This window comes from Pseudomonas putida, assembly GCF_001976065.1.
GTDB classification, from domain to species: Bacteria; Pseudomonadota; Gammaproteobacteria; order Pseudomonadales; family Pseudomonadaceae; genus Aquipseudomonas; species Aquipseudomonas serbica.
Genome location: NZ_MNAH01000009.1, coordinates 26,119 through 52,202 on the forward strand (window position 1 = coordinate 26,119; position 26,084 = coordinate 52,202).

Consider the following 26,084-nt stretch of genomic DNA (forward strand, 5'->3'; position numbering starts at 1 on the left):
GGCCTGGTTTATCAGCAGTCACACGGCATCGCCCGGTGCCTCCTCTCGAGTGGACGCCTCGTGACGGTTCTCGTCACCGGCGCCGCCGGATTCATCGGCTTTCATACGGCCAGGCGCTTGTGCCAGGACGGTCATGACGTGGTCGGTATCGACAACCTCAACGACTACTACGATGTCGCGCTCAAGCAGGCACGCCTCAGGGAACTGCAGTCCCTGCCGGGTTTTCGCTTCCTGAAAATGGACATCGTCGACAAACCGGCCTTGATGGATTTGTTCCGCGAGCAGCGGTTCAGCGAAGTGGTGCACCTGGCAGCCCAGGCCGGCGTGCGTTATTCGCTGGACCAACCGGATGCCTATGGCCAGTCGAACCTGGTGGGGTTCCTCAATGTGCTGGAAGCCTGTCGGCACCATCGCCCCGAACACCTGATCTATGCGTCGAGCAGTTCGGTGTACGGCAGCAACCGCAGCATGCCTTTTCGCGTCGAAGATGCCGTCGATTACCCGGTTTCGTTGTACGCGGCCACCAAACGGGCCAATGAGCTGCTGGCCCACAGTTACTGCCATCTGTACGGCTTGAAGGCCAGTGGCCTGCGCTTCTTTACCGTCTACGGGCCCTGGGGCCGGCCCGACATGGCGCCGTTCAAATTCACCCAGGCGATCCTCAACGGCCAGCCCATCGACGTCTACAACCAGGGCGAGATGGCGCGGGACTTCACCTACATCGACGACATCGTCGAAAGCATCGCCCGCCTGCGCACACGGCCGCCGGTGGCGGACGTACCTGGCCAGGGTTGCAACCGCCTGTTCAACATTGGTCGCGGCGAGCCCATGGCGCTGCTGGATTTTATCAGGTGCCTGGAAACGGCATTGGGCACAAAGGCCCGGCGCAATTTCATGCCGATGCAGGACGGTGATGTGGTCAAGACCTGGGCCGATGTCTCGGCGCTGCAAGCGTGGATCGACTTTCGCCCGCGGGTGTCGGTTGAAACCGGTGTCGGGGCCTTTGTGCAGTGGTATCGGCAGTTTTATCAGATTTGAAACGTTCGCCGCTGAAAACGGTAAACCCAGAAGGGCGAGGGGACTCCATGAGCCAAGACATATTTGTATCGGTACTGATTCCGGCGAAGAACGAAGCGAACAATCTCAAGCCGCTGCTTGAAGAGGTGCGCGAGGCGCTGGCCAACGAAGCGTATGAAATCATTGTCGTCGACGATGGCAGTACCGACGCCACCTTGCACGAGCTGCGACAAATCAAAAACAACGGCCTGAGCGCCTTGCGCATCCTCCATCACCAACGCTCGCTGGGGCAGAGCACATCGCTCTATCACGCGGCACTGGAAGCGCGCGGGCAATGGCTGGCGACCCTCGACGGCGACGGCCAGAATGATCCGGCGGATATTCCCGGCATGCTCGCGCTGGTGCGCGGCGAGCGGGGCAGGGGCGACGTGCAACTGGTGGCCGGTCACCGGGTCAACCGCCGCGACACCGCAAGCAAGCGCTGGGCTTCGCGTTTTGCCAACGGCCTGCGCCGTCGCTTGCTCAAGGATTCCACACCGGACACCGGCTGCGGCTTGAAGCTGATCGAGCGCGCGGCGTTTCTGCGCCTGCCGTATTTCGACCACATGCATCGATTCATCCCGGCGTTGATCCAGCGCCACAACGGCCGAATGATAGTCCATCCGGTCAACCATCGCGCGCGCACGGCCGGGGTGTCCAAGTACGGCAATCTCGACCGCGCGCTGGTGGGCGTACTTGACCTGATCGGCGTCTGGTGGCTGATCAAGCGCACGCGGTTGCACACCCATGCCCAGGAGTTCGAAGGATGATGCTGACTCGTGAAACCTTGTGGCTGGTGATTGGTTTCGCCGGCCAGATCGCCTTCACCGGCCGCTTTGTCTTGCAGTGGCTGTACAGCGAATACAAAAAACGCAGCGTGATTCCGGTGAGCTTCTGGTATTTGAGCATCGTCGGCAGCACGCTGCTGTTCGCCTACGCGATCTATCGCCAGGACCCGGTTTTTATCGTCGGCCAGGCCTTTGGCGCCATCGTCTATTTGCGCAATCTGCAACTGATTGCCAAAAGCAAAAGCCTGAAGGAATAACCGATGCGCAGATCGTTGTCGCCCAGGGTCGAGTGCCTGGGCCTGATGCTGTTTGCCCTGCTGTTGATCGGCGCCGGTCTGGGCTGGCGTCAGGCGCAGAATGTGGACGAAGAACGCTTCCTCGGTGTGGCCCTGGAGATGCTGCACAACGGCTCATGGCTGATCCCGCACCGTGCCGGTGAGATCTACGGCGACAAGCCGCCCATCTTCATGTGGACGGTGGCGTTCTTCGTCTGGCTCACCGGCATGCCCAACATCGCGTTGTATATTCCAGGGCTGTTTTCGGCGGTAACGGTGACGGCAATGGTCTACGACCTTGGCCGTCGGTTGTGGACCCAGCGCATCGGGCGCATCGCAGCGCTGTTGTACCTGGCGACCTACCAGACCTACAGCATCCTGCGCACTGGGCAGATCGACAGTTTCCTGATTCTGTTCACGACCCTGGGCTTGTACGGCCTGGCGCGTCATCTGCTGCTCGGACCGGCCTGGCGCTGGTTCCATGTGGGCTGCGCGGCGATGGGCATCGGCGTGATCACCAAAGGCGTCGGCTTTCTGCCGGCGTTGCTGCTGATCCCCTATGCCTACGCGCTACGCAAGGGCTGGCCGGGGGTGGTGGCGATGCCGGGGCAGGCGCGCAAGTGGCTGCTCGGATTTGGCTTCATGCTGGCCGCGATTGCGGTCTGGCTGCTGCCCCTGGCCTTGTCCATAACGCTCAATGGCAGCGCTGACGAAATCGCCTATGCGCGGGAAATCCTCCTGCGCCAGACCGCCGGACGCTATGCCGCCGCCTGGCATCACCGTGAACCTTTCTGGTACTTCTTTACCAACGTCATTCCCCAGTATTGGCTGCCGCTGGTATTGGTCTTGCCGTGGCTGGTGCCCGCCTGGCGCCGTCAGCTGCAAAAACGCGATGGCCGGGTGCTGGTGTTGCTCGGCTGGGTGGCGCTGGTGGTGCTGTTTTTCTGCATCAGCAGCGGCAAGCGCAAGTTGTACATTTACCCGGCGTTGCCGGGGCTGGTGCTGGTGGCGGCGCCGCTGGTGCCCTGGTTGCTGCAGCGTTGGTTCAGGCAGCGCCGGCGATTTCGGCGAGTGTTCCCGGCATTGGTCGCCACCTGGTTCGTGCTGTGGTTCGCCCGGGGTTTTGTCGAGCCGATCAGGGACGGGACCAATCCCAATCAAGTGCTCATGGCACAGGCCAACACCCTGACCCAGGGCGCCGACCTCGTATTGGTCAACTGGAGCGAAGGGCACTGGCTGTTCGCCCGTCAGCCGATCGTACACTTCGGCATGCTCGACTCCACCGTGGAAAGGGCGGCGCAATGGTTGCGCGAACACCCGCAGGCCTATGCCCTGGTGCCGGCCGACGTGCTGGGCCGCTGCTTCAAGCCCGAGGCTGCACGGGCACTGGGGCAGAACACCCGGGCGCAATGGTCGATTGTCGGCGCGCAGGCCGATAACGGGCAGTGTCATCCGGGTGTGTCGGCGACGGTGTACCGGTTTTCCTGGGCTGACCCGCAGGTGCAAGCGACAGTCGCTTCATCGAAGCGACCCTGAAGAGGCGCAATGATCAAAACTTCGCATCATTCAACGCATCGACAATCGCCGGGCCGCCGATGCCAGTCAGGGACAGTAGCAGTGAGCGGATCAACGGATCGTCTGCATAACGCACCGGCGTGCCTTCCATGGGCCAGATGACAAACAACGCACGGGTAACCACCACGTACAACCAGGTGGCGAGCACTGCCCGCGACATTCGCGCGCAGAACGAGCCGCAGATGCAATGCTGTTACGTATCAGTGTTGATGGCGACGCCAGAAACAGCGGGCCAGCAAGGCATCGAGGCTGAACTTGCCGGGGCCTGACAGGACCAGCGGCACCAGGGCGGCGAGGTAGATCAGCGGCAGCTTGAAGTTGCCGAAACCTTTGTTGCTGATGGAGTAACCCTGGGCCAGTTCGCTCAAGGTCGACCAGTCGGCCGGCCAGTGCACCGCGGCGGTCGCGACAATGGTCACCACGATCAGGCTGATTGCCGAGAACCGCGTGGCCAGGCCCACCAGCAGGGCGAGGGCGCAGATCAGCTCTGCCCACATCGACAGTTCCCAATTCAGGGTGGCTGGCAGGTGGTTGAACGGAAACAGGAAGCGGTCCTGGATGTCGGCGAACCAGTTCTCGCCGTTGAATTTCTCCAGGCCTGACTCGAAGAACTCCCACGCAAGGAACACCCGCAGGGTCAATGGCGCGATCCAGCTTCCGGCTCGGTCAAGGTTCAGGTGCAGGCCTTTGACGGCCGATGAAATAGTGGCGCTCATGGTTGATCTCCTTCGAGGCAGGGATGTCGGGCGGGGGATTGCCCGTTGAGGCTTATTTCATCAACCGGGTGTATCTGCGTTGTGTCGTTTGTGCGGGGATTTAAGTGCGGGTTGTGTCGGGGGCGGGGCTGTACACACTTTGATACGTAGTTCGCGCAAAACGTCCGGCCTGAACGCAAACCCTGTGGGAGCGAGCCGGCTCCGGGCAGCGTTCCGACGATGAGGTGCTGTCAGTCGATATCAATGTTAACGGTGAGACCGCTTTCGCGAGCAGGCTCGCTCCCACAGCAATGGTGCTGGCTCTATGGATATGGGGGCGGGTGACGCTCAGTGACTTTTGCTATACATTTTCCGCCCGCCCATTGCATGGTGTAACCGCTTCATGTCTCTTGCGCTCGAACGTCTAGTCGCTGGCACGCCGATCCCTTTCGCCGGTAATCGTGTCACCGTGGTCAGCCCCGAACTGGCGGCTCGCTTTCAACCCGGTGACCACCTGTTGGTGGAGCAGGTCAGCGGTGAACTGTTGCTGATCCCGGTGGCAGACCAGCAAGCGGCGGCCGTCGCGATCGAGCGTGCCGAGGCGGCGTTCAAGGCGTTGTCGACGGTGTCGGACCAGGCCATCAGCGCCTTCTTCGATGAGTTCGCCCAACGTCTGGAGACGCCTGAGTGCTGGGCCTTGATCGAGGCTGCGAACCAGGCCGACATCGAACGGGCCAAGGCCCGTGGCCGTTCGACCACGCGTTTGCTGGCCGATGAGCGCATGCGCCGCGACATGATCAAAGGCCTGCGCGCATGGCGCGATGCGTCGGCCACCCGTGGCAAAGTCATCAGCTGCGTCGAACACGACGGCTGGAAAGTCGAGCAAGTGGTCTCGCCGCTGGGCATCGTCGCATTCGTCTTCGAAGGTCGGCCGAACGTTTTCGCCGATGCCGCCGGTGTGTTGCGCACCGGTAACACCGCGGTGCTGCGCATTGGTAGCGATGCGTTGGGCACGGCCCAGGCCATCGTCACCCACGCACTGGACCCGGCGCTGAATGACGCCGGCCTGCCGACCGGTGCGGTGTCGCTGGTGGAAAGCGTCAATCACGCCGCCGGTTGGGCAATGTTCGCCGACCGCCGCCTGTCCTTGGCCGTGGCCCGCGGTTCGGGGCGCGCCGTCAGTCAACTGGGCAGCATCGCGCAGCAGGCCGGCACCGCCGTCAGCCTGCACGGTACCGGTGGCGCCTGGTTGATCGCCCACACGGATGCCGATGCCACGCGCTTCGCCGCCGTGGTGCGCAACTCCCTCGACCGCAAGGTCTGCAACACCCTGAACGTCTGCCTGATCCACCGCGATCGCGCCGCTGAGCTGGTGCCGTTGTTTCTCGATGCGCTGCAACAGGCTGGCCAGTCTCGTGGCCAGGGCTGCAAGTTGCACATCGTGGAAGGCAGCGAATCGTTCCTGCCGGCGGGTTGGCAAACCGCGAGCGTCGAGGTCTACCGCGCCGAAGGCTACCGCACCGAAGCACAGGCCGAACCTTTGCCGCAAGATCAACTGGGTCGCGAGTGGGAGTGGGAAGAGACCCCGGAGGTCAGCCTGAAGATCGTTGACGACCTGGACAGCGCCATCGCCTTGTTCAACCGCTACAGCCCGCAATTCACCGTGTCGCTGCTCAGTGAAGATGCCGCGACACAGGAACGCTTCTACAACGCGGTCAACGCGCCCTTTGTCGGCAACGGGATCACCCGTTGGGTCGATGGTCAGTACGCACTCAACAAGCCGGAACTGGGCTTGTCGAACTGGGAGAGCGGGCGCCTGTTTGCGCGCAGCGCGATTCTTTCGGGCGATGGTGTCTTCACCATTCGCAGTCGCATGACCCAGGTCGATCTGTCGGTCAAACGCTAAAAAATATCCGCAGCGGCTGCCTGGGCGATCGCTGCGGTCGAGCTCAGGCGGCTTCGACGGCCTTGCCATACACGGCGCAAGTCCTCGGGTGATCGGCCAGCGACACGAACGTGCGGCTGCCGCCATCCAGGGCATCGATCGAGCCGGTCTCGATGTCGTACACCCAGCCATGCAGGTTCAGCAGGCCTTTCTCCTGAGCCAGGCGTACGCTCGGGTGAGTCTGGATGTTCGCCAGCTGGGCGATGACATTCTCGCGCACCATCGAACTGACTTTGGCCGCCTCATCCGCGTGGGGCCGGGATTGGTTGATCACCTTGGCCGATTCGGCGTGTTGCAACCAGCCGCTGACGGCGGGCAGGTGGTCCATGCATGTGCACTTGGCAACTGCCGTCATCGCGCCGCAGTCGGAATGACCGCAGATCACGATGTCGGTCACGCCGAGCACCGCGACCGCGTACTCCACCGTGGCCGACACACCACCTGGATGGGGGCTGTAGGAGGGCACGATGTTGCCGGCGTTACGGATGACGAACAGCTCGCCGAAGTCATTCAGCACACCGCCATGGCAACGATCCTTCCGGAACCCATCGCTACTGCAGAGCGTGCATTGCGCCGGATTCCATTGCTGGGTGAGGGGCCCAGGCGCGGGGCCGCGCTGCTTCGGCGCAAGAACAATTATCACAGTGCAGCAGCGTTGGCGTTTATGGACCTGGTACCGGGTACCGATTTTTACTGATCACTGCGCCCTTCCTGCAGTGGTTAGTTTGCAGACAGGAAAATAAAAAGGGCCTGCTCTTTTTGGGAGCAGGCCCTTTTTTGAAAGAGTTAAATGTTAATCAGTAGAACCGATCAATCACCCGAACTTCGTTCTGGTTCTGCAACGAGTCCCACGCCTGTTTCAGCGTTTGCAGAACATTCCCGATGAAGTCCTTGTCGGCCGCGGCTTTCTTGCCGACATAGCCCTGGCCGCGACGGTACATTTTCAGTCGGGCGAGCAGGTTCTGGTTGTTCTGGTCGAACTCCGCTTCATGGGCATGCGGCGACAGGCAGTCGATATGTACCTGGCCCGATTTGCTGATCCAGAGAATATGGCTGTCGTGGCTGTCTTTTTTAGCCGCGAACATACGAGCCAGTTCTTCGATAGTGGGTTGATTGTTCAGATTCATGATAAAGCCCCCTTGACCATTTGGTGATCTTTCAAAGTTGATTCGCTAATACATGTAGCCCATCGGTTAGTTGATCCCTGGCACCGAAACCAGGACGTCAGCAGTCGTCCGCCAAAATCGACAGGGTCCCGCGTCTGTTGCATGTAGTCGTGTTGAATAACTGCTACGCAATAGCGTCACAACGAAGAGAAGCGGCGATAACCTTTGGCCCCTGCCGACGTTTTCAGGGTCGGCCACAAGCATCATGAGGATGGATCGCCAGCGCTTCTCGCCCTTGTACTGGACGTTCAGGCCAGGTCAGCTTCTTCAATCTGCCTTGTGGGCAGCGTGTATCCGGAAAAAACAGCTCGGCGGTCAGACGAGCTTGCTCAAGCGTGTTGCCAGTACTCCCGATCGGGGAGATGTCTGCATCATGCAAGGGCAAATCGAAGGCGTCAACGGTTTTGTAGTGAATATTTATAGTCACTACATATTGTCCGACAAAGATGATTTGGAATTAGAAAGGGGGCTACCTGCGCCTGCACCCTGAAGAAGCTGGCTTGCCAGCGAAGACGTCCTTGAGCCTGTGTTGGTCTTTCAAACGCCTTCGCCGGCAAGCCGGTTCCTACAGGGGTTATGGGTTTTCAAAGCAGTAAACGCTGCTCGGCAACCCCTGGATCGACAGCTGATGAAGGCTGAACCGGTTTTGCGTGAGCCCGGGTATCACGGCTGCCCAGAACAACCGTGCCGGCTGGTTCGCCTCGACATGGAAAATTTGCCATCGGCCGGGGAGCCGGTTCAACAGGGTGGACACGACAAACCTGGCGACACCCTGGCCACGAAAGCGTCGACTGACAAACAGGTACCCGATGTTGTGGCGAGCATCGGGCACATGGGTGTCGTCGTCCACGGTCACGAAGCCGGCCAGCTCCCCGTCGACCTTGATCAGAAAGGCCTGGGTCGTGGGTTTGCGCCAGTAGTCGGTGAGGGGCAGGATACTGAAAAAACCCTGCTCGCCCAGGGGAAGCGGCAACCACTCGCTAAAATCATAGGTGTAGAACTGCATCAGGTTTTCAATGGTCTGCAGCTCGTCGCGCCGGGCCGCGTGCAGTTCAATCGAGATCATCTGGAAGGTTCCCGCCGATGGCTGTGCAAGACAGGGTCAGTATGCTCGAAACCTTGCGCTGCAGAACGCCCTCAGCGCTTGGGTAACATCCTGGTCAAGGTGTTGTCGCGCATGTAGTAATGATGGAACAAACCCACCACCGCATGCAGGCCGATCAACCAGTAGCCGGTGCTGCCGAGCAGTTCGTGCCAATGCTTCAATTGCTTGGCCAGGTCAGGATCGACCATTACCGGAGCCGGAAGGAAAAAGCCGAAGTAGGGCACCGGTTTGCCCGCTGCCGCCAGCATCAGCCAGGCCAGTAGCGGTGTGGCGATCATCAAGACGTACAGGGCCAGATGCATCAGGTGGGACATACCCGTTTGCCAGGCAGGCAATGCCGGTGTGATGGGCGGGCGCGGGGTGAGGCGTGCGAGCAAACGGATCCAGACGAGTGCAAAAATGCTCAGCCCGAACACGCCGTGCAGCCCGAGAAACAGGCCCTTGAAGGTATTGCCACGCGGCAACAGCCCTTTGATTTCGATGCAGCCGTACACGCCGACAAATAGCGCCAGCATCAGCCAGTGCAAGGTGATCGACAGTTTTCCGTAGCGTGGCGCTGTGTTTTCGCGGGTCATCTTGGGCCTCGTGAACGTCGTTGGCCGCCGACTCACTCGAGCAGCCTGGTTCCGGTCGAGATCGAACCGGCGGTGGCCACACTGCCGGCCGAGCCTTAAGCAAATCTGAAGAGCACTTTTGCTCATCCTTTTGGCACCTTCAGACTTCGTTAAGAAATGCCCTCGATACTTCTCACCAATAGATCCGGGGGAGGTGTTTTTCAATGTCCGATTTCAACTGGAATGTTCAGTTGCCGCTGCAATTTGGCCAGGCCGAAACGCCGCGTTTGCACCTTGCCAAGGCCTTGCCTGGCGACCCGCAACGGAACGCCTTCGAAATCTTTATCCAGCAACGATTTCGCAAGGCCCACGGGGCCGACATTCGCCATTTCATGCCGCAACTGTTCGGCATGAGCGATGCGTCCAACGCACTGTGTGCCGTGGTCGGTGTACGCGTGGCGAGCGACGGACCGCTGTTTCTTGAGTGTTACCTGGACGAGGCGATCGATCCGCTGATCAGTGCCACGGCAGACCATTGCGTAGACCGATCGGCCATCGTCGAGGTGGGCAATCTGGCCGCCAGCGACACCGCAAACGCTCGCTTGAGCATCATCGCCATGACCTATCTGCTGGCCATGGGGGGGCTGGAATGGGTGGCTTTTACCGGCAACCTGGGGTTGGTCAACAGCTTTCATCGCCTGGGTTTGAAGCCTGTCACGCTGTGCGCCGCCGACCCTGCGCGACTCGGTGAGGACCGTCACGCCTGGGGCAGTTACTACGAGAGCAAGCCTTGGGTTCACGTTGGCAACATCCGCGCCGGATTCATTCATCTGCGCAATATCGGGATGTTCAGCCGCCTGGGATTGCCAACGTCCAGTGAGGGTTGCTGCGATGTCGCCTGAAGTGGAAGGTTTCATGCAGACCCTGCGCAAGCATGCCGAGGGTAGGGCAAACGCCACTGCGTTGTGGGGCGATCAGCTGAAACTGGACTACGCCACGCTGTATGCCGAAGTAATGGACCGCCAGCAGCGACTGCGCGATGAACAGATCGAGGTCGTGGCCCTGGCGCTGGACAACGGCGTTGACGCCATGCTCTGGGATCTGGCTGCACTGTTCGCCGGCCTGACCTGTGTGGCCTTGCCGGGCTTTTTCAGCCCGGCGCAACGTACTCATTGCCTGGAGCAAAGCCGCGCCGAACGGGTCATTGCCGAGCCGCATCTGCACGACGAACTGCTCGCGGCGGGTTATCACAAGGACGGCGAGTTCTGGCGCCGCACCTTCAGCGGCCCGAACCGGATGCCTGAAGGCACGGCCAAGTTGACTTTCACTTCCGGTACCACGGGTACGCCCAAAGGGGTGTGCTTGGGTGCAGACAGCATCTTGCGGGTCAGTCGCGAGCTGTACCTGGCCAGTAAGCCCACCGACCCGCAGCACCATCTGGCGCTGCTGCCGCTCGCCATTTTGCTGGAGAACATCGGTTGTTATGCGGCGCTGTATGCCGGTGCGACTTTGAGCCTGCCTGGCGCGAAGACCCTGGGGATCGAGGGGGCCAGCGGTGTGAATGTGCCCCAACTGCTGGGATGCCTGGCCAGCCGGTCGCCCCAGAGCCTGATCCTGGTGCCGCAGTTGCTGCTGATGCTCGTCAGTGCTGCCGAGCAGAAAGCCTTCGACCCACGGCACCTGCGTTTTGCCGCCGTGGGCGGCGCCCGGGTGTCCGGGGACCTGCTGCGGCGTGCCGAACGGGTGGGCTTGCCGGTCTACGAAGGGTATGGACTGTCGGAATGTGCATCGGTGGTCTGCCTCAATCGTGCGCAAGCGCATCGCCCTGGCAGTGTTGGACAGCCCTTGCCCCATGTGCAGATTCGCCTGGCGCAGGACGGCGAAGTGCTGATCAAGGGATCAACCTTGCTGGGCTATCTGGGGGAGGCGCCGCACACCGCGCAGTGGTGGCCCAGCGGCGATCTTGGCGAGTTCGACGCCGAGGGTTTTCTCTACCTCAAGGGCCGCAAGAAACATCAGTTCGTCACCAGTTTCGGGCGCAATGTGAATCCGGAGTGGGTGGAGGCCGAATTGACCCAGCGCGGGCTGATCGCCCAGGCCTTCGTCCATGGCGAGGCCCTGGCGCACAACCATGCGCTGCTGTGGCCCCATCGCCCCGATTGCACCGAGGAACAACTGGCCGCCGCCGTCAGCCAGGCCAACGAGGCTTTACCCGGGTATGCCCAGGTCCATCGCTGGACCCGTCTCGATCAACCTTTCACCGCCGCCAATGGTTTGCTCACCGCCAATGGCCGGCCCCGGCGTGACGCCATTATCGAACGCTACCGGGAGCAACTGAGCGAATCCGCATTTTCCGAGGAAACCGCACCATGAGTTTTTTTGACAGGCTGCAAGAAGCCACGCAACAACAACGTGCCGAACTGTTCAACTTGCCGATCATCCGGGATGCCGTGGAGGGCAAGGTCAGCCTGGACAGTTACCAGGCCTTTCTCGCGCAGGCCTATTACCACGTGCGTCATACCGTCCCCTTGATGATGGCTTGCGGCGCGCGCCTGCCGTCGCGCCTGGAATGGCTGCGAGAAGCAGTCTGTGAGTACATCGAGGATGAATATGGCCATGAGAAGTGGGTGCTTGATGACATCGAGGCGTGCGGCGGCGACAAGGATGCTGTACGCACCGGGCGTCCGTCCATGCCGATCGAGTTGATGGTCAGCTTCCTCTACGACCTGATTGCCCGGGGCAACCCCGTGGGGCTGTTCGGCATGGTCAACGTGCTCGAAGGCACCAGCATCGCCCTGGCCACCCAGGCCGCCGACAGCATTCGCGAACACCTGGATCTGCCGCAAAGCGCCTTCAGCTACCTCAGTTCCCACGGTTCACTGGATATCGAACACATGCAGACCTACCGTCGACTCATGAACCAGCTGGAAGACCCGGACGATCAGGCCGCTGTCATTCACGCCTCCACAGTGGTCTACCGGCTGTACACCGATATGTTCCGCGGCCTGCCCCATGACGGGGAGAATCTGCATGCGCCTGTCTGAAGCCCGCGTGGTGTTGACCGGAGCCAGCGGCGGCATCGGCCTGGCCATCGCCACGGCCCTGTGCGCCAGTGGTGCCCGGGTCTTGGCGGTGGCACGCAATCGGCAACCGCTGGTGCCGCTGCTCGAGCTGTACCCGCGCAACCTGTTCTGGATCGGGGCGGACCTGACGCTGCTCTCAGAGCGCCGAGAAGTACTGGCGGAAGCCGAAAGCATCGGCGGCATCAACTTGCTGATCAATGCCGCCGGGGTCAATCATTTCGCCATGCTCGAACAGCTGGACGACAGTGAGATCAACGCGATGCTGGCGGTGAACATCAGCGCGCCGATCTGCCTGACCAAACTGCTGCTGCCACTGCTCAAGCAGGCCGACAGTGCCATGGTGGTCAACGTCGGCTCGACCTATGGCTCCATTGGCTACCCTGGTTATGCCAGTTACTGCGCGACCAAGTTTGCCCTGCGCGGGTTCTCCGAAGCCCTGCGCCGGGAGCTGGCGGATACCCGGGTCAGCGTGCTCTACGTCGCCCCTCGAGCCACCCGCACCAGCATGAACAGCCCGGCTGCCCAGGCGCTCAACGATGCGCTCAAGGCCAACGTCGACGATCCGCGAGCCGTGGCAGCCGCCGTGATTCACGCCATCGCCGGTGACCGTCGTGACTTGTACCTGGGCTGGCCGGAACGCTTTTTCGTTCGTCTCAACAGCCTGCTACCACATCTGGTGGACCGCGGCTTGCGCAAGCAACTGCCGCTGATCCGCCACCTGAGCCAGAAACCTGACAAGGAGAATCTCAAGCCATGAACAAGATCATTGCCTGCCTGCTGTGCGGTGTATTGAGCCAGAGTGCCTGGGCGCTGGATGCCGCCGACCAGCAACGCCTCAACGGGATCCAGCAAAGCTGGGCGCACATTCAGTACGAGTTGCCGGAGGGACAACGCACCGCGGCCTTCGAAAAACTCGCCGCGCAAGCATCAAGCTTCACCCAGGAGCGCCAGGCCGTGGCGGAAGCCTGGATCTGGTCCGGTATCGTCACCAGCAGTTGGGCCGGTGCCCAGGGCGGCCTCGGTGCGCTGAGCAAGGTCAAGGATGCCAAGGCCGACCTGGAAAAAGCCCTGGCCCTGGACCCCAAGGCGCTGCAAGGCTCTGCCTACACCAGCCTCGGTGCGCTGTATGACCGGGTGCCAGGTTGGCCCATCGGTTTTGGCGACTCGGACAAGGCCGAACAATTGCTCAAAGTGGCCTTGCAAATGAACCCCAATGGCATCGACAGCCTGTACTTTTGGGGAGATCACCTCTACCGTCAGAAGCGATATGTCGAGGCCAAGGCCGCACTGCAAAAAGCCTTGCTGGCCGCGCCTCGTCCCGGCCGCGAATCCGCCGATGCCGGGCGCCGCAAAGAGATTGAAGCGTTGTTGGTGGAAGTGAACAAGAAACTTGGCTGACAGGAGTCCGTGTGCGCCTATTACTGATAGAGGATGACGTGGCACTCGGCGAGGGCATACACCAGGCCCTCAGCCGTGAAGGCTACACCGTCGACTGGTTGCAGGACGGCAGCAGTGCCTTGCACTCGCTGCTCAGCGAAATCTTTGATCTGGCGGTACTCGACCTTGGCCTGCCACGCATGGACGGCCTCCAGGTGCTGCGGCGCTTGCGTGAAAGTGGCTCCAATCTGCCCGTGCTGATCCTGACGGCGCGGGACGCCACTGAAGACCGCATTGCCGGGCTGGATGCCGGCGCCGATGATTACCTGATCAAGCCTTTCGACCTGGCCGAGCTGAAAGCGCGCATACGTGCGCTCCTGCGCCGCAGCGCCGGCCGCGCACAAGCGCTGATCGAGCACGCCGGTATCAGCCTCAACCCGGGCACCCAGCAAGTCAGTTACAAGGGCGAGCCCGTCGCCCTGACACCCAAGGAATACCAGTTGCTCCATGAACTGCTCTCGCCACCGGGACGGGTGATGACTCGCGATCATCTGATGCAGTTGCTCTACGGCTGGAACGAAGAAGCCGAAAGCAACACGTTGGAAGTGCACATTCACCACCTGCGTAAAAAGTTCTCTACCGACCTGATCCGCACCATCCGCGGAATCGGTTATCTGGTGGAGGAGCGTCGATGACCTCGATCAGGCGTCGCACCCTGACCTTGATCATTGGCTTGATGCTCGCTGGCCTGACAGTGATCAGCCTGCTCAACCTGTACGACAGCAACCACGAAATTGCCGAAGTCTACGATGCCCAATTGGCCCAGAACGCGCGTCTTTTGCAAGGCGTCATGCGCATGCCCTTGGCGAGCAAGGAACATTCCGATCTGTACCAGGCCTTCAACCAGGCCTTGAGCGAGGCGGCACCCAAGGTCGACGGCCATCCCTATGAAACCAAGATTGCCTTTCAGGTCTGGAACTTCAAGGGTGAGGTGCTGGTGCACACGGCGAGCTCACCGTCCTTCAGTGCCCCACCGGCTACCCCAGGCTTCAGTGATGTCGTCGACCTGAACAACCGGCATTGGCGGGCCTTCCTGCTCGAAGACAAACAAAACAATTTGCGCATCTGGGTGGGCGAACGCGACGACGTTCGAGCGGACCTGGTAGACCGGATCGTCAGCCACACGCTGTGGCCCAACATCCTGGGGAGTCTGCTGCTGGCCGCCATGATCTGGCTGGCCATCGGTTGGGGGCTCAAACCCCTGGTCAATATGGCGGCCACACTGCGGGCCAGGCAGCCTGGTTCACTGGAGCCCTTGCAACTGACGCCGCTGCCCACCGAGCTTGAGCCGATGCAGGCAGCCCTGAATCGCATGCTCGCGCAGATCCAGGAAGTCATGGGGCGTGAGCGGCGCTTCATCGCTGACGCCGCCCACGAAATGCGCACGCCACTGGCGGTGCTCCGGGTGCATGCCGAAAACCTGATGCAAGCGGGCAATGACGAGGAACGTCGGGTTTCGCTTGAACACCTGATTGCCGGCGTCGACCGTACCAGCCGGCTGGTCAATCAATTGCTGACGATGGCGCGTATCGAGCCGAAACCCGGTACGCAACTGCCTGTACCTGTCGATCTGGCCGCCGCTGTGCGCGGCAGCCTGATCCAGCTCACTCCCTGGCTGTTGAGCAAGGATCTGGAACTGGTTTTCGACGTCAGCGACGACATCGGCCTTGTCAGGGTCGACCCCGCAGCGATCGATATTGCCCTGAACAACCTGGTTACCAATGCCGCGAATTTTTCTCCACCGCATGGGCTCATCAAGGTAACGCTGGCCGCCAGGGAGAACGGTTACGAACTTTGCGTTGAAGATGAGGGCCCGGGTATCAACGAGGACGATCGCGATCGGCTTTTCGAGCGTTTCTACAGCCGCGGCAATGACCAGGGGGCAGGCCTGGGACTGACCATCGTCCAGGCCATTGCCGTTCGCCTGGGTGGCCAGGTCAAGCTGGAGAATCGCAGCCCTAAAGGGTTGCGCGCCACGCTGGAGATCAGTCGCGCGTGACGCTGGCATTAACCTCAGATGGAACGCTGATTGACCCGGGCCATGAGCTGTTCGGCGCTCTCTTTGCGTTCAGAGTAGCGATCCACCAGGAACGCCTGGCGGTCGCGCAGCAGCAGGGTGAACTTCACCAGTTCTTCCATCACGTCGACGACCCGGTCGTAGTAGGTCGACGGTTTCATCCGGCTCGCCTCATCGAATTCCATGAACGCCTTCGGCACCGAAGACTGATTGGGGATGGTGAACATGCGCATCCAGCGTCCCAGCACACGCAGCTGATTGACCACGTTGAATGACTGGGAGCCGCCGCATACTTGCATCACCGCCAGCGTTTTGCCCTGAGTGGGGCGACAGGCGCATCGTCGGGCAGGGGCAGGCCGGACGGATTGAAGATGCGCGTCTCTGCGCCGAAGTGCTCCAACAGGCGAGCGGCTTCTTCGACCAGCAGCCGGCTGAACGAGCGCTCGCGGTTCGAGCCGTACAGCAGCAGGATGCGCGGCTTTTGATCAGTGGGCTGGTTCGGGATCTGCGTGCCGTCGAACAGCGTGTCATGTTCTGCAGGCGGGAGGCGTTGTTGTGCAACCAATTGGCGTTACCCTGCAACGTCACCTGCAGGATCTCGTGCACCCAGGCAGGCAGGTCCGGATTGAGGCGGTAATAAACCCACTGGCCCTGACGGCGATCCAGCAGCAGCCCGCTGCTGCGCAGCTGCGCGAGATGGCGGCTGATCTTCGGCTGGCTGTCGTCCAGCGCGCACATCAACTCGCAGACACACAGCTCGCCCTGGTGGGCGATCAGCAAGGTGGCGCGGGCACGGGTCTCGTCAGCCAGGCTTTTGAATACCTCGGGAGGCGTGATCATTGGGTAGGCCCAATATATGGATAATCAAATTTACGGATATCCATATGTGGCGCGCAAGCAAAGAATCGAACCTTTGCCGCCGATCATTGGCTAAAGGACAAGCCTGGCATCAAAGGGCAGGGCACTCTCGAGGAATTCCCATGCATAACTACACCGTGGAATATCTGTTCAACGGCGAGCCTCGCAGCCACGTGTTCGAACTCGAGCAACCTCGGCTGCCCATCCACGAAGCGGCGATGCACCTGCTGCAACTGCATTTTGGGGATGGCGAGAACAGCCTGATCATGCCCAACGCGGACGCAACGCCAGACGAGGTGCTCTGGCAGGCTGGACTGGTAGGGCTGACGCAGATCAAGGTCGTCGATCAATGCGATTGATGGCATTTGCGCCGACCGGCAATCTTTTGCCGTCAGGGTTTTATTGAGCGTTGATCTGTACTTGCTCACTGATAAGTTGGGCGAGTATCCGCACCGGCTCGGTAAAGCTCTGGCGAGACCTGTGCACGAGGCCGATATCACGGTGGAAAGTGTGCTGTCCGAGATCGAGCGCTCGCACACCTGCGGGCCAATCCTGATGGTTGGCTGTCTGCGGCACCAAAGCTACGCCCACACCATTTTCAACCAGCTTGACGATCGCCTCCAGTTCATCCAGCTCGCAAACCTCACGCAAGGTGAAATGCATCTGACGAAGGAAGCGATCCACCTGTCTGCCCCCGAATGATGAGCGGTCGTAACGAATGAACGGTTGGCTGCAAAGCAGTTCTGACCAGTCTTCTCCCGGCACATCCCGCGGAACGACCAGACGGTAGGGCTCAAGCGCCAGGGTCGTCCAGCGCAGATCACTTTGCAGCGAGAAAGGCGGACGAATGATTGCCGCCATGTCGATTTCACCGGCATCCACGAGGTTGACCAACTCCATCGATAGCCCCGGGATTACACGGGTACGGCACTGCGGGCATTGTTGGTGAAACCTGGCCAATGCGTTCGGTAACAGGGATCGTTGCACGGAAGCGATGGCGCCAATGTTCACCAGGACACTCGCCGCAAGTCCGACTGTGGTGGAGCCCAGATTGTCGTAGAGGCGAAGCAGCTCTTGTGCTTGCAGGAGTATTTGGTGGCCCATCCTGTTGAGGTGGGCCGAGCGCCCCTTCCTGTCGAATATCTCGAAGCCGAACTCAGCCTCCAGACGCTGGATCTGGGCGCTCACCGCAGCCTGGGTGAGGCCTATCTTGTTGCCGGCAGCGGCAAAAGTTCCTTCCCGAGCAACGGCGATAAGTGTTTTCAGTTCTTTGATCATTCACAAATATTAATTGTGTTTCTAAGAAAATTATATTGATTTTTTTGCTGCGTGAGCCGCTCTACGATGTGCCTGTCCCTTCACCGACAATAAAAATGGAGTTCTGATGAGTCTCTCGCCTTTCCACCTCGCAATCCCCGTTTACGACCTGGCTGGCGCGCGCACCTTTTACGGCGAAGTGTTCGGCCTGGAAGAGGGTCGCTCCAGCAACCAGTGGGTTGACTTCAACTTTTATGGGCATCAACTGGTGATTCACGAACACCCGAAAACCGCTTCCCAGGAAAGTGTCCATAGCAACCCGGTAGATGGCCACGACGTACCTGTTCCGCACTTCGGCATCATCCTGGGCTGGGAAGAATGGGAAGCGCTGGCCGAGCGCTTGAAGTCTTTCGGCACGGAGTTTGTGATCGAACCCTACGTTCGTTTCAAAGGGCAAGTCGGCGAGCAAGCCACCATGTTCTTGTTTGACCCTTGTGGTAATGCCCTTGAATTCAAGGCGTTCAAGGATATGAGCCAGCTCTTCGCAAAATAACAACCTGTTGGCACAACCCTGTTGTGCCATTTGAACTCAAGTGAGCTGGAAGCTCATGACTCTAGCAACTGCCAATTAATGCAGTCCTTTCACTCCAACAAGAAGGCTAGACATGAAACGCATTCCCTTGGTGTGGCAAATCATTGCCGGGCTGGTGCTTGGCGTGCTCGTCGGTTGGTATTTCAATACCCATCCGCAGTATCAATCCTGGGTTAGCGCAGAGGTCCTGAAACCGCTTGGCGATATCTTCATCAAGATGATGAAGATGGTGGTCGTGCCGATCGTGTTCTGTTGCATGATCCTGGGCATCGCCGGCGGCGGCGATAACAAGTCGTTTGGCCGTATGGGCATAAAGTCGCTGGGGTACTTCTTTGCGATCACTGGCCTGGCTATCGTGATGGGGTTGTGTTTCGCAAACCTCTTCGAGCCGGGTACGGGCACCGATATTTCGGGCATTACCCATAGTGCTGCGGCCATCACGATGGAACCTTCGAAGGGTGCTCTGGTGATAGTGCAGAACATCGTTCCCGACAACGTCTTCGTGGCCATGGCGCAAGCGAAGCTGCTGTCGGTGCTGTTCTTCGCCGTGTTGTTCGGCATGGCGTTGAACTCGCTGCCAAGGCAGAAGAGTGCGCCAGTGGTCGCGGTGGTTCAGGGTATTTCCGATGCAATGTTCAAGGTTGTCTCAATCGTCATGGCCTACGCACCGATCGGTGTATTTGGCATGATCGGCGCTACCGTTGCGACCTTTGGCTTTGCCTCACTATTGCCCTTGCTCAAGCTGATTGGTGTGGTTTACCTGGCACTGATTGTTTTTGCCTTGGTGGTCCTCGGCGGCATTTGTTATCTCATCGGCGAGAACATCTTCAAGCTGATCAAGTACTTTCGAAATGAGCTGCTCCTTGCGTTCTCCAGTGCCGCGTCGGCAGCGGTGATGCCGCAACTGATGAGCAAGCTGGAGAGCTATGGCGTTGCACGCCGTATCGTCAGCTTTGTCGTGCCGGTGGGGTATGCGTTCAATCTTGATGGTGCTTCGATTTTCCTGGGCGTGGCGACGATTTTTGTCGCCCAACTCTATGGTATCGACCTGTCGCTTTCCCAGCAGATTCTATTGGTGGTCACGATGGTGCTGACCTCCAAAGGCGCTGCCGGCGTACCTGGTTTTGCCATCATTATCCTGTCTGCAACATTGGCTTCAGCCGGTCTTCCGCTGGAAGGGGTGGCATTGATCGCGGGCATCTTCAGGATCATCGACAGCGGTACCACCACCTTGAACGTATTGGGGAATGCCATCGCACCCTTGGTCATTGCCAAATGGGAGAGGGCGGCCCTTGAGCCTTCACGGGGCAATTCGGTCGCACAAAAAGCATAGATATTGCCAATCGTATCGTCATGGCGTCAGTGACACACCGCCGGATGATGACGATTGGCCGACTGGCCAATGAGAACCGCAAACACGCAATCAGGAGTACATCATGAGCAATCCAACATACGTCCAGGAATACAACGCAATCGTCGACGTGCTTAGTCAGTACAACGAAGGCGGCGCCAAGGCTGACAGCACCTTGATGAAACCTGCATTCAACGAGCAGGCGACCCTGTTCGGGGTCGACAAAGACAAGCTCGTCGGCGGTGCGATCCAGAATCTGTATGACGTCATCGACAACGCTTTCCGCCCATCCCCGGAAGCCAAGGCCGCGATCGTTCGCATCGACATCGTTGGCACCGCCGCCAATGCCCGGGTCGATACCGACGACATATCAGGATACCGCTTCACCGACTTCTTCAACCTGCTGAAGGTGGAAGGGAAGTGGACGATCGTCAGCAAGATCTACCACACCCACCCGAGTGCATGATCCTTCGATCAATTATACGCTCCAGGTCCTGGCGCAGCCCTTCGATGAGGCTTGCGCGAAGGTGCGATTGATAGGATCAACCTGATAGATTGGCTTGGGGCTCACCGTTGAGCTTAGACCCGACCCCTCAAGGGCATTAGATCCTTTCGGTGTCGGGTCGTGGGTCGAAGGCGTGCGTCCTGCTCAACCGCGAGCGATATCCAGCCACACCGCGCCATCCGGGAACCGATAACGCTCCAGTGTCTCAGCGCTCATTTCAATGCTGTAGCCCGGACGTTGCGGCGGCATGTAGCGGCCGCGGCGGATCACCACCGGGTCGAGGAAGTGTTCGTGCAAGTGATCGACGTATTCCAGGACCCGGTTGTGCAGCGAGGCCGAGACGGCGATGTAGTCGAACAACGCGATGTTCTGCACGTACTCGCACAGACCGACGCCACCGCCGTGGGGGCAGACCGGGATGTCGAACTTGGCGGCCATCAGCAACACGATCAACACCTCATTGAGCCCACCCAGCCGGGCGGCGTCCAGCTGGCAGAAGTCCAGGGCGCCGGCCTGGAACATCTGCTTGAACATCACCCGGTTGTGGCAGTGCTCGCCGGTGGCCACGCCGATCGGTGCGATGCGCTGGCGGATGCTGGCGTGGCCGAGGATGTCGTCGGGGCTGGTCGGCTCTTCGATCCACAGCGGATCGAATGCGGCCAGGCGGCGCATGTTGGCGACGGACTCGTCGACGCCCCAGACCTGGTTGGCGTCCATCATCAGGCTGCGTTCCCAGCCGATTTCTTCGCGCAGGATGGTGGCGCGGCGGATGTCGTCTTCCAGGTTGGCGCCGATTTTCTGCTTGATGTGGGTCCAGCCATCCTCGACCGCCGCGCGCGCCAGTTGGCGCATCTTTTCTTCGCTGTAGCCCAGCCAGCCCGGTGCAGTGGTGTAGCCGGGGTAGCCGTCACTGAGCATTTGCGCCTCGCGTCGGGCTTTGCCCGGCACTTGGCGGCGCAGCAGGGCAATGGCCTCCTCGGGGGTGAGCACGTCGGTGACGTAGCTGAAGTCCAGGCAGCGTACCAGTTGCTCCGGGGTCATGTCGGCCAGCAACTTCCACACCGGTTTGCCTTCGTGCTTGGCCCACAGGTCCCAGATGGCGTTGACGATGGCCGCGGTGGCCAGGTGGATCACGCCTTTTTCCGGGCCCAGCCAGCGCAGTTGACTGTCGCCCACGGTGAAGGTGTGCCAGAAGGTGCCCATGTCGGCGACGATCTCTTCCAGCGTCAGGCCCACCACCAGCGGGGCCAGGGATTGCACGGCCGCGGCACAGATTTCGTTGCCACGGCCGATGGTGAAGGTCAGGCCGTGGCCTTCGAGGCCGCCAGGGGCGTCGGTGTGCAGCACGACATAGGCGGCGGAGTAGTCCGGCGCGCTGTTCATCGCATCGGAGCCGTCCAGGGACAGGGAAGTGGGGAATCGGATGTCGCGCACGCTCAGGTGAGTGATTCGAATGCTCATGGTGGATTCTTGTTCTGCTGACCATAGGAAGACCCGACTGTAGATCGCCAGGCGATACAGGCATAATCGCGATTTCCTAATTATCGATATCGAATTTGATATGTCTATCGAGCCAGAAACCACGGCGCCCGAACTGCGCAATGTCGCTGCCCTGAAGATTTCCAGCCGGCAGATCACCTTGCTCAATGCCTTGGGCGAGCTTGGCAACCTGCGCCGGGCGGCCGCGGCGATGCACACCTCGCAACCTGCAGCCAGTCTGCTGCTGCAGCAACTGGAGGCGCGACTGGGCGTGCGCCTGTTCGACCGACTGCCGCGCGGTATGCAGCCGACCCTGTATGGCGAGGTGATGATCCGTTACGCCCAGGGCGCGCTGCATGAGTTTGAGCATGCCCGGGAGCAGATCGCGGAACTCGCGCGCGGTGCCACGGGGCTGGTGCGGGTCGGCAGTGTGATGGGGCCGGTGCCGACGCTGCTGACCAAGGCGGTGCTGGCGTACAAGCGTGATCACCCCAAGGTGCGAATTTCCATCGAGGTCGGGACCAGCGACACTTTGCTACCAGCCTTGCTGCGCGGAGATTTCGATGTGGTGCTGGGGCGGTTGCCGGATCAGGGCGACAGCCAGGGCCTGGACATCGAACCGTTCGAAAACGGCGAGCAGATGCGCGTGGTAGCCCGTGTTGGCCACCCGCTGGCGGGTTCTTTGCCCTTGCAGTTGGCCGACCTGATCGGCCAGACCTGGATCCTGCACCCGATGGGCAGCCCCATGCGCCGCCGGGTGGAAAGTGCACTGCAAGCCGGCGGCATGGTGCAGGCGCTGGATATCGTCGAAACCGCCTCGATCCTGGCCACCACGGCGATGCTCGAGGCTTCGGACATGATCGCGGTGGTGCCCAACGACGTGGCCGAGCATTACGCGCGCTATGGCATGGTCACCCTCCTGCCGGTCGAACTGCCGATCTCCATGGCCCACATTGGCCTGATGACCTTGCGCTCCCGACCTAAATCGGCGGCGCTTCGTACACTGCTCGACTACTTCAGGGCGCAATAGGGTGATTTGATAACCACGGGTTATCAATTGATCGGATCATCTCATTGGGAATCCTTGGGTTGGCTCCTTACAGTTGGCGCAGATTCACCCTGCACACAACGGGTGACGCCATAACAAAAAGTCGGCCGCTATAGCCTGAGAGGTCCCATGCAACTGATAGCCAGTACACGGACCGGCGACCCTGCCGTGATTCGCCTCAACCCCTTGGACAACGTAGTGATTGCACGCCAGGTCCTGCCAGAAGGCTTGAGCCTGGAAGCCGAAGCAGTCATCGTGCGCCAGCCGATTCCCTCCGGGCATAAAGTCGCTACCCAGCGCGTGGAGCAAGGTCAGCCCCTGCGTCGTTACGGGCAGATCATCGGCTTTGCGTCACAGCCCATCGAAGCGGGTGACCATGTGCATGTGCACAACGTGGAGATGGTCGACTTTGCCCGGGACTACGCCTTTGGCGTGGATACCCACGAATCGCCAGTCACCGAAGCCGTCTTCCAGGGCATCGTGCGTGCCGACGGCCGCGTGGCGACGCGCAACTATGTCGGCATTCTCACGTCGGTGAACTGTTCGGCGACCGTGGCCCGGGCCGTGGCCGATTACTTTCGTCGGGACATCCATCCCGAGGCGTTGGCCGCCTTCCCGAACATCGACGGTGTCGTGGCGCTGACCCACGGCGCCGGTTGCGCCGTGGACCCCAGCGGCGAAGCCCTGGGCCTGTTGCGCCGCACGCTCGGAGGCTACGCCGTTCACCCCAACTTTGCCGCGGTGCTGATCATCGGCCTGGGCTGTGAAACCAACCAGATCGAAAGCCTGCTCGAGACCCAGGGGCTCACGGCCAGCGACCAATTGCGCGCGTTTACCATCCAGGGCATCGGCGGCACCTCGAAAACCATCGCCAGTGGCATTGAGCAGGTCAAGGCCTTGCTGGCCAAGGCGAACCAGGTGCAACGCGAGCCGGTCAGTGCGCGCCACCTGATCGTCGGCTTGCAGTGCGGTGGCTCGGATGGTTACTCGGGCATCACCGCCAACCCGGCGCTGGGCAATGCGGTGGATCGCCTGGTGGCGGCCGGTGGCACCGCGATTCTTTCCGAGACCCCGGAGATCTATGGCGCCGAACATTTGCTGACGCGCCGCGCCGTAAGCCGCGAAGTAGGGGAAAAGCTCATCGCGCGCATCCATTGGTGGGAAGACTACTGCCGCCGCATGAACGCCGAACTGAACAACAACCCTTCGGCCGGCAACAAGGCCGGGGGGCTGACCACCATCCTCGAGAAATCCCTGGGCGCGGTGGCCAAGGCCGGCTCCAGCAACCTGGTGGATGTCTACCAGTACGCCGAAGCGGTCCGGGCCAAGGGCCTGGTGTTCATGGACACCCCAGGCTACGACCCGGTCTCGGCCACCGGACAGGTCGCCGGTGGCGCCAACCTGATCGCCTTCACCACTGGCCGTGGCTCGGCCTACGGCTGCGCACCAGCGCCTTCGATCAAGCTGGCGACCAACAACCGCGTATTCGAGCACCAGGAAGAAGACATGGACGTGAACTGCGGCGGCATCGCCGACGGTTCCACCAGCATTGAAGAACGCGGCGCCTACATCTTCGCGCAGATGCTGCGAATCGCTTCCGGCGAACGCAGCAAGAGCGAACAACACGGCTATGGGCAAAACGAATTCGTGCCCTGGCAGATCGGCGCCGTGACCTGACTGACAGCCCCGCAACTTTCACAAGGCGAACACCATGCAATTTTCCGGATACAACTTCATTGCCGGCCAGCGCAGTGCCCTGGGCGACACCCTGGTCTACAGCATCGACGCCGACACTGGCGAACGTCTGCCTGGCGCTTTCCATCAGGCCACCCTGGCGGAAGTCGATACCGCGGTGGCGGCCGCGAGCGCAGCTTTTGCCTCGTTTCGCACGCTGCCGGCAGTACGCCGCGCCGAATTCCTTGAGGCCATTGCCGATGAACTCGACGCGCTGGGCGAGGATTTCATCGCCCTGACCTGTCAGGAGACGGCGCTGCCGAGCGCGCGGATCCAGGGTGAGCGCGGGCGTACCAGTGGCCAGATGCGCTTGTTTGCCCAAGTGCTGCGTCGTGGTGATTTTTATGGCGCACGCATCGACCAGGCGCTGCCGGCACGCAACCCTTTGCCGCGTCCGGACCTGCGCCAGTACCGCATCGGCGTCGGCCCGGTGGCGGTATTCGGCGCCAGCAACTTCCCCCTGGCGTTCTCCACGGCGGGAGGCGATACCGCCGCCGCCCTGGCCGCTGGTTGCCCGGTGGTGTTCAAGGCCCACAGCGGGCACATGGCCACCGCCGAGCGGGTCGCCGAGGCGCTGATTCGGGCGGCCGAGCGCACGGGCATGCCGGCCGGCGTGTTCAACATGATCTTCGGTGCCGGCGTCGGCGAGGCGCTGGTCAAGCATCCGGGTATCCAGGCAGTGGGCTTTACCGGCTCGCTCAAGGGTGGCCGCGCCCTGTGTGACATGGCGGCCGCCAGGCCGCAACCGATCCCGGTGTTCGCCGAGATGTCGAGCATCAATCCGGTGCTGGTGCTGCCCCAGGCCCTGGCCAACCGCAGCGCGGCAATGGCCCGGGAGCTGACCGCCTCGGTGGTGCAGGGCTGTGGCCAGTTCTGCACCAACCCCGGGCTGGTGCTGGGTATTCGCTCACCGGCGTTCAGCAGCTTCATCGAGCAACTGACCGGGCACATGGCCGAACAGGCCCCGCAGACCATGCTCAATCCAGGCACCCTGAACAGTTACGGCAAAGGCCTGCAGGCGTTGCGGTCGCACCCTGGGATCAAACATTTGAGCGGCCTGTCGCAAGCGGGCAACCAGGCGCAGCCGCAACTGTTCGAGGCCGATATCAGCTTGCTGCTGGATCAGGATGAATTGCTCCAGGAGGAGGTGTTCGGCCCTTGCACGGTGGTCGTCCAGGCCGCGGACAAGGCTGAATTGATGCGCGCTGTCGCTGCCTTGCGCGGCCAGCTCACCGCCACGCTGCTGGCCGACGACGATGATCTCGCTGCCTTCGGTGAATTGTTCGGCGCGCTGGAAATGAAGGTCGGCCGGGTGCTGCTCAACGGTTACCCGACCGGTGTCGAGGTGTGCGACGCCATGGTCCACGGCGGGCCTTACCCGGCCACCTCCGATGCCCGCGGCACGTCGGTCGGCACCCTGGCGATCGATCGATTCCTGCGCCCGGTGTGTTACCAGAACGTACCCGATGCATTGCTCCCCGATGCCTTGAAAAACGCCAACCCGCTGGGCCTGCAACGCCTGGTCGATGGCAAGCACACCACAGCGGCGTTGAATTGATCAGGG

At 61.0% G+C, this 26,084-nt stretch carries 26 protein-coding genes and 5 pseudogenes; 21 read left to right on the forward strand and 10 right to left on the reverse strand.

Annotated elements, in window-relative coordinates; genetic code table 11:
• The first annotated feature begins 60 nt into the window (after positions 1-60).
• From BKX96_RS25290 to BKX96_RS25305, 4 genes are read left to right on the forward strand one after another with little or no spacing between them, the layout of a single operon-like run.
• Positions 61-1,038: an NAD-dependent epimerase gene (locus tag BKX96_RS25290; RefSeq protein ID WP_046817276.1), complete on the forward strand. Its 978-nt coding sequence runs from the start codon at positions 61-63 to the stop codon at positions 1,036-1,038.
• A 47-nt stretch (positions 1,039-1,085) separates the two neighbouring features.
• Positions 1,086-1,826: a glycosyltransferase family 2 protein gene (locus BKX96_RS25295; RefSeq protein ID WP_077185774.1), complete on the forward strand. Its 741-nt coding sequence runs from the start codon at positions 1,086-1,088 to the stop codon at positions 1,824-1,826.
• On the forward strand, positions 1,823-2,101 hold the full coding sequence (locus BKX96_RS25300) for a lipid-A-disaccharide synthase N-terminal domain-containing protein (RefSeq protein ID WP_046817278.1): 279 nt from the start codon (positions 1,823-1,825) through the stop codon (positions 2,099-2,101). Before BKX96_RS25295 ends, BKX96_RS25300 begins: the two co-directional genes overlap by 4 nt.
• Positions 2,102-2,104: 3 nt before the next feature.
• On the forward strand, positions 2,105-3,655 hold the full coding sequence (locus tag BKX96_RS25305) for an ArnT family glycosyltransferase (protein ID WP_077185775.1): 1,551 nt from the start codon (positions 2,105-2,107) through the stop codon (positions 3,653-3,655).
• Positions 3,656-3,668: 13 nt separating this feature from the next.
• Here the strand turns inward: BKX96_RS25305 and BKX96_RS25310 are convergent.
• A pseudogene (locus BKX96_RS25310) lies at positions 3,669-3,887 on the reverse strand (hypothetical protein); the annotation flags it as partial.
• 7 nt (positions 3,888-3,894) lie between these two features.
• A complete protein-coding gene (locus BKX96_RS25315) occupies positions 3,895-4,410 on the reverse strand; it encodes an HvfX family Cu-binding RiPP maturation protein (RefSeq protein ID WP_077185777.1) in 516 nt (171 codons plus the stop codon).
• A 382-nt stretch (positions 4,411-4,792) separates the two neighbouring features.
• On the opposite strand from BKX96_RS25315, the gene BKX96_RS25320 reads away from it, so the two are divergent.
• Positions 4,793-6,295, forward strand: coding sequence for an aldehyde dehydrogenase family protein (locus BKX96_RS25320; protein ID WP_077185778.1), 1,503 nt, complete (start codon positions 4,793-4,795; stop codon positions 6,293-6,295).
• A 43-nt stretch (positions 6,296-6,338) separates the two neighbouring features.
• Here BKX96_RS25320 and BKX96_RS25325 read toward each other — a convergent pair.
• Positions 6,339-6,836: pseudogene (locus tag BKX96_RS25325) on the reverse strand (carbonic anhydrase); the annotation flags it as partial.
• Between BKX96_RS25325 and BKX96_RS25330 the strand changes: the two are divergent.
• Positions 6,831-7,031 (forward strand): annotated as a pseudogene (locus tag BKX96_RS25330) (transcriptional regulator CynR); the annotation flags it as partial. The pseudogenes BKX96_RS25325 and BKX96_RS25330 overlap by 6 nt on opposite strands.
• 100 nt (positions 7,032-7,131) lie before the next feature.
• Here BKX96_RS25330 and BKX96_RS25335 read toward each other — a convergent pair.
• Complete coding sequence (locus tag BKX96_RS25335) at positions 7,132-7,461, reverse strand: hypothetical protein (protein WP_046817284.1); 330 nt, start codon at positions 7,459-7,461, stop codon at positions 7,132-7,134.
• Between the two features lie 250 nt (positions 7,462-7,711).
• On the opposite strand from BKX96_RS25335, the gene BKX96_RS25340 reads away from it, so the two are divergent.
• Positions 7,712-7,990, forward strand: coding sequence for a hypothetical protein (locus BKX96_RS25340; RefSeq protein WP_077185779.1), 279 nt, complete (start codon positions 7,712-7,714; stop codon positions 7,988-7,990).
• Positions 7,991-8,074: 84 nt separating this feature from the next.
• Here the strand turns inward: BKX96_RS25340 and BKX96_RS25345 are convergent, their stop codons facing one another.
• A complete protein-coding gene (locus BKX96_RS25345) occupies positions 8,075-8,566 on the reverse strand; it encodes a GNAT family N-acetyltransferase (RefSeq protein ID WP_077185780.1) in 492 nt (163 codons plus the stop codon).
• A 71-nt stretch (positions 8,567-8,637) separates the two neighbouring features.
• A complete protein-coding gene (locus BKX96_RS25350) occupies positions 8,638-9,180 on the reverse strand; it encodes a cytochrome b (RefSeq protein ID WP_077185781.1) in 543 nt (180 codons plus the stop codon).
• A gap of 203 nt (positions 9,181-9,383) precedes the next feature.
• On the opposite strand from BKX96_RS25350, the gene BKX96_RS25355 reads away from it, so the two are divergent.
• The 7 genes from BKX96_RS25355 to BKX96_RS25385 are packed head-to-tail and all read left to right on the forward strand — an operon-like array spanning position 9,384 to position 15,678.
• The gene (locus tag BKX96_RS25355; protein WP_046817288.1) at positions 9,384-10,061 is read left to right on the forward strand and encodes a thermostable hemolysin; all 678 of its coding nucleotides are present in this window, start codon (positions 9,384-9,386) and stop codon (positions 10,059-10,061) included.
• Positions 10,051-11,532, forward strand: a complete 1,482-nt coding sequence (locus tag BKX96_RS25360; protein WP_077185782.1) for an AMP-binding protein — start codon at positions 10,051-10,053, stop codon at positions 11,530-11,532. The genes BKX96_RS25355 and BKX96_RS25360 overlap by 11 nt, the downstream gene beginning before the upstream one ends.
• Positions 11,529-12,203 (forward strand): iron-containing redox enzyme family protein, encoded by a 675-nt coding sequence (locus tag BKX96_RS25365; RefSeq protein ID WP_046817290.1) that lies wholly within the window; start codon positions 11,529-11,531, stop codon positions 12,201-12,203. Before BKX96_RS25360 ends, BKX96_RS25365 begins: the two co-directional genes overlap by 4 nt.
• Positions 12,190-12,999 (forward strand): SDR family oxidoreductase, encoded by an 810-nt coding sequence (locus BKX96_RS25370; RefSeq protein ID WP_077185783.1) that lies wholly within the window; start codon positions 12,190-12,192, stop codon positions 12,997-12,999. The genes BKX96_RS25365 and BKX96_RS25370 overlap by 14 nt, the downstream gene beginning before the upstream one ends.
• Positions 12,996-13,640: a tetratricopeptide repeat protein gene (locus BKX96_RS25375; RefSeq protein ID WP_046817292.1), complete on the forward strand. Its 645-nt coding sequence runs from the start codon at positions 12,996-12,998 to the stop codon at positions 13,638-13,640. The genes BKX96_RS25370 and BKX96_RS25375 overlap by 4 nt, the downstream gene beginning before the upstream one ends.
• An 11-nt stretch (positions 13,641-13,651) precedes the next feature.
• Positions 13,652-14,314, forward strand: coding sequence for a response regulator (locus BKX96_RS25380; RefSeq protein WP_046817293.1), 663 nt, complete (start codon positions 13,652-13,654; stop codon positions 14,312-14,314).
• Positions 14,311-15,678 carry an ATP-binding protein gene (locus BKX96_RS25385; RefSeq protein WP_077185784.1) on the forward strand — a complete coding sequence of 456 codons (1,368 nt, stop codon included), beginning with the start codon at positions 14,311-14,313 and terminating at the stop codon, positions 15,676-15,678. The genes BKX96_RS25380 and BKX96_RS25385 overlap by 4 nt, the downstream gene beginning before the upstream one ends.
• A 14-nt stretch (positions 15,679-15,692) precedes the next feature.
• Here the strand turns inward: BKX96_RS25385 and BKX96_RS25390 are convergent.
• Positions 15,693-16,219 (reverse strand): annotated as a pseudogene (locus tag BKX96_RS25390) (NAD(P)H-dependent oxidoreductase).
• A gap of 5 nt (positions 16,220-16,224) precedes the next feature.
• Positions 16,225-16,536: pseudogene (locus BKX96_RS25395) on the reverse strand (metalloregulator ArsR/SmtB family transcription factor); the annotation flags it as partial.
• A gap of 140 nt (positions 16,537-16,676) precedes the next feature.
• Between BKX96_RS25395 and BKX96_RS25400 the strand changes: the two are divergent.
• Positions 16,677-16,913 carry a hypothetical protein gene (locus tag BKX96_RS25400; RefSeq protein WP_077185785.1) on the forward strand — a complete coding sequence of 79 codons (237 nt, stop codon included), beginning with the start codon at positions 16,677-16,679 and terminating at the stop codon, positions 16,911-16,913.
• A gap of 40 nt (positions 16,914-16,953) precedes the next feature.
• Here the strand turns inward: BKX96_RS25400 and BKX96_RS25405 are convergent, their stop codons facing one another.
• Entirely contained in the window at positions 16,954-17,832 is an 879-nt protein-coding gene (locus BKX96_RS25405; protein ID WP_077185786.1) for a LysR family transcriptional regulator, read from the reverse strand.
• A 106-nt stretch (positions 17,833-17,938) separates the two neighbouring features.
• On the opposite strand from BKX96_RS25405, the gene BKX96_RS25410 reads away from it, so the two are divergent.
• The 3 genes from BKX96_RS25410 to BKX96_RS25420 all read left to right on the forward strand — a co-directional run bounded on the left by BKX96_RS25410 (position 17,939) and on the right by BKX96_RS25420 (position 20,220).
• Complete coding sequence (locus tag BKX96_RS25410) at positions 17,939-18,364, forward strand: VOC family protein (protein ID WP_077185787.1); 426 nt, start codon at positions 17,939-17,941, stop codon at positions 18,362-18,364.
• A 112-nt stretch (positions 18,365-18,476) separates the two neighbouring features.
• On the forward strand, positions 18,477-19,736 hold the full coding sequence (locus BKX96_RS25415) for a cation:dicarboxylate symporter family transporter (RefSeq protein WP_077185788.1): 1,260 nt from the start codon (positions 18,477-18,479) through the stop codon (positions 19,734-19,736).
• Positions 19,737-19,839: 103 nt separating this feature from the next.
• Positions 19,840-20,220, forward strand: coding sequence for a nuclear transport factor 2 family protein (locus BKX96_RS25420; protein WP_077185789.1), 381 nt, complete (start codon positions 19,840-19,842; stop codon positions 20,218-20,220).
• Positions 20,221-20,403: 183 nt separating this feature from the next.
• On the opposite strand, the gene BKX96_RS25425 is transcribed toward BKX96_RS25420, so the two are convergent.
• Entirely contained in the window at positions 20,404-21,720 is a 1,317-nt protein-coding gene (locus tag BKX96_RS25425) for an L-fuconate dehydratase (protein ID WP_077185790.1), read from the reverse strand.
• Positions 21,721-21,820: 100 nt separating this feature from the next.
• Here BKX96_RS25425 and BKX96_RS25430 point away from each other — a divergent pair, with 100 nt between their 5' ends.
• The 3 genes from BKX96_RS25430 to BKX96_RS25440 all read left to right on the forward strand — a co-directional run bounded on the left by BKX96_RS25430 (position 21,821) and on the right by BKX96_RS25440 (position 26,078).
• Positions 21,821-22,768 carry a LysR family transcriptional regulator gene (locus BKX96_RS25430; RefSeq protein ID WP_077185791.1) on the forward strand — a complete coding sequence of 316 codons (948 nt, stop codon included), beginning with the start codon at positions 21,821-21,823 and terminating at the stop codon, positions 22,766-22,768.
• Positions 22,769-22,915: 147 nt separating this feature from the next.
• Positions 22,916-24,463: a UxaA family hydrolase gene (locus BKX96_RS25435; RefSeq protein ID WP_077185792.1), complete on the forward strand. Its 1,548-nt coding sequence runs from the start codon at positions 22,916-22,918 to the stop codon at positions 24,461-24,463.
• Positions 24,464-24,497: 34 nt separating this feature from the next.
• The gene (locus BKX96_RS25440; RefSeq protein ID WP_077185793.1) at positions 24,498-26,078 is read left to right on the forward strand and encodes an aldehyde dehydrogenase (NADP(+)); all 1,581 of its coding nucleotides are present in this window, start codon (positions 24,498-24,500) and stop codon (positions 26,076-26,078) included.
• The last annotated feature ends 6 nt before the right edge of the window (positions 26,079-26,084 follow it).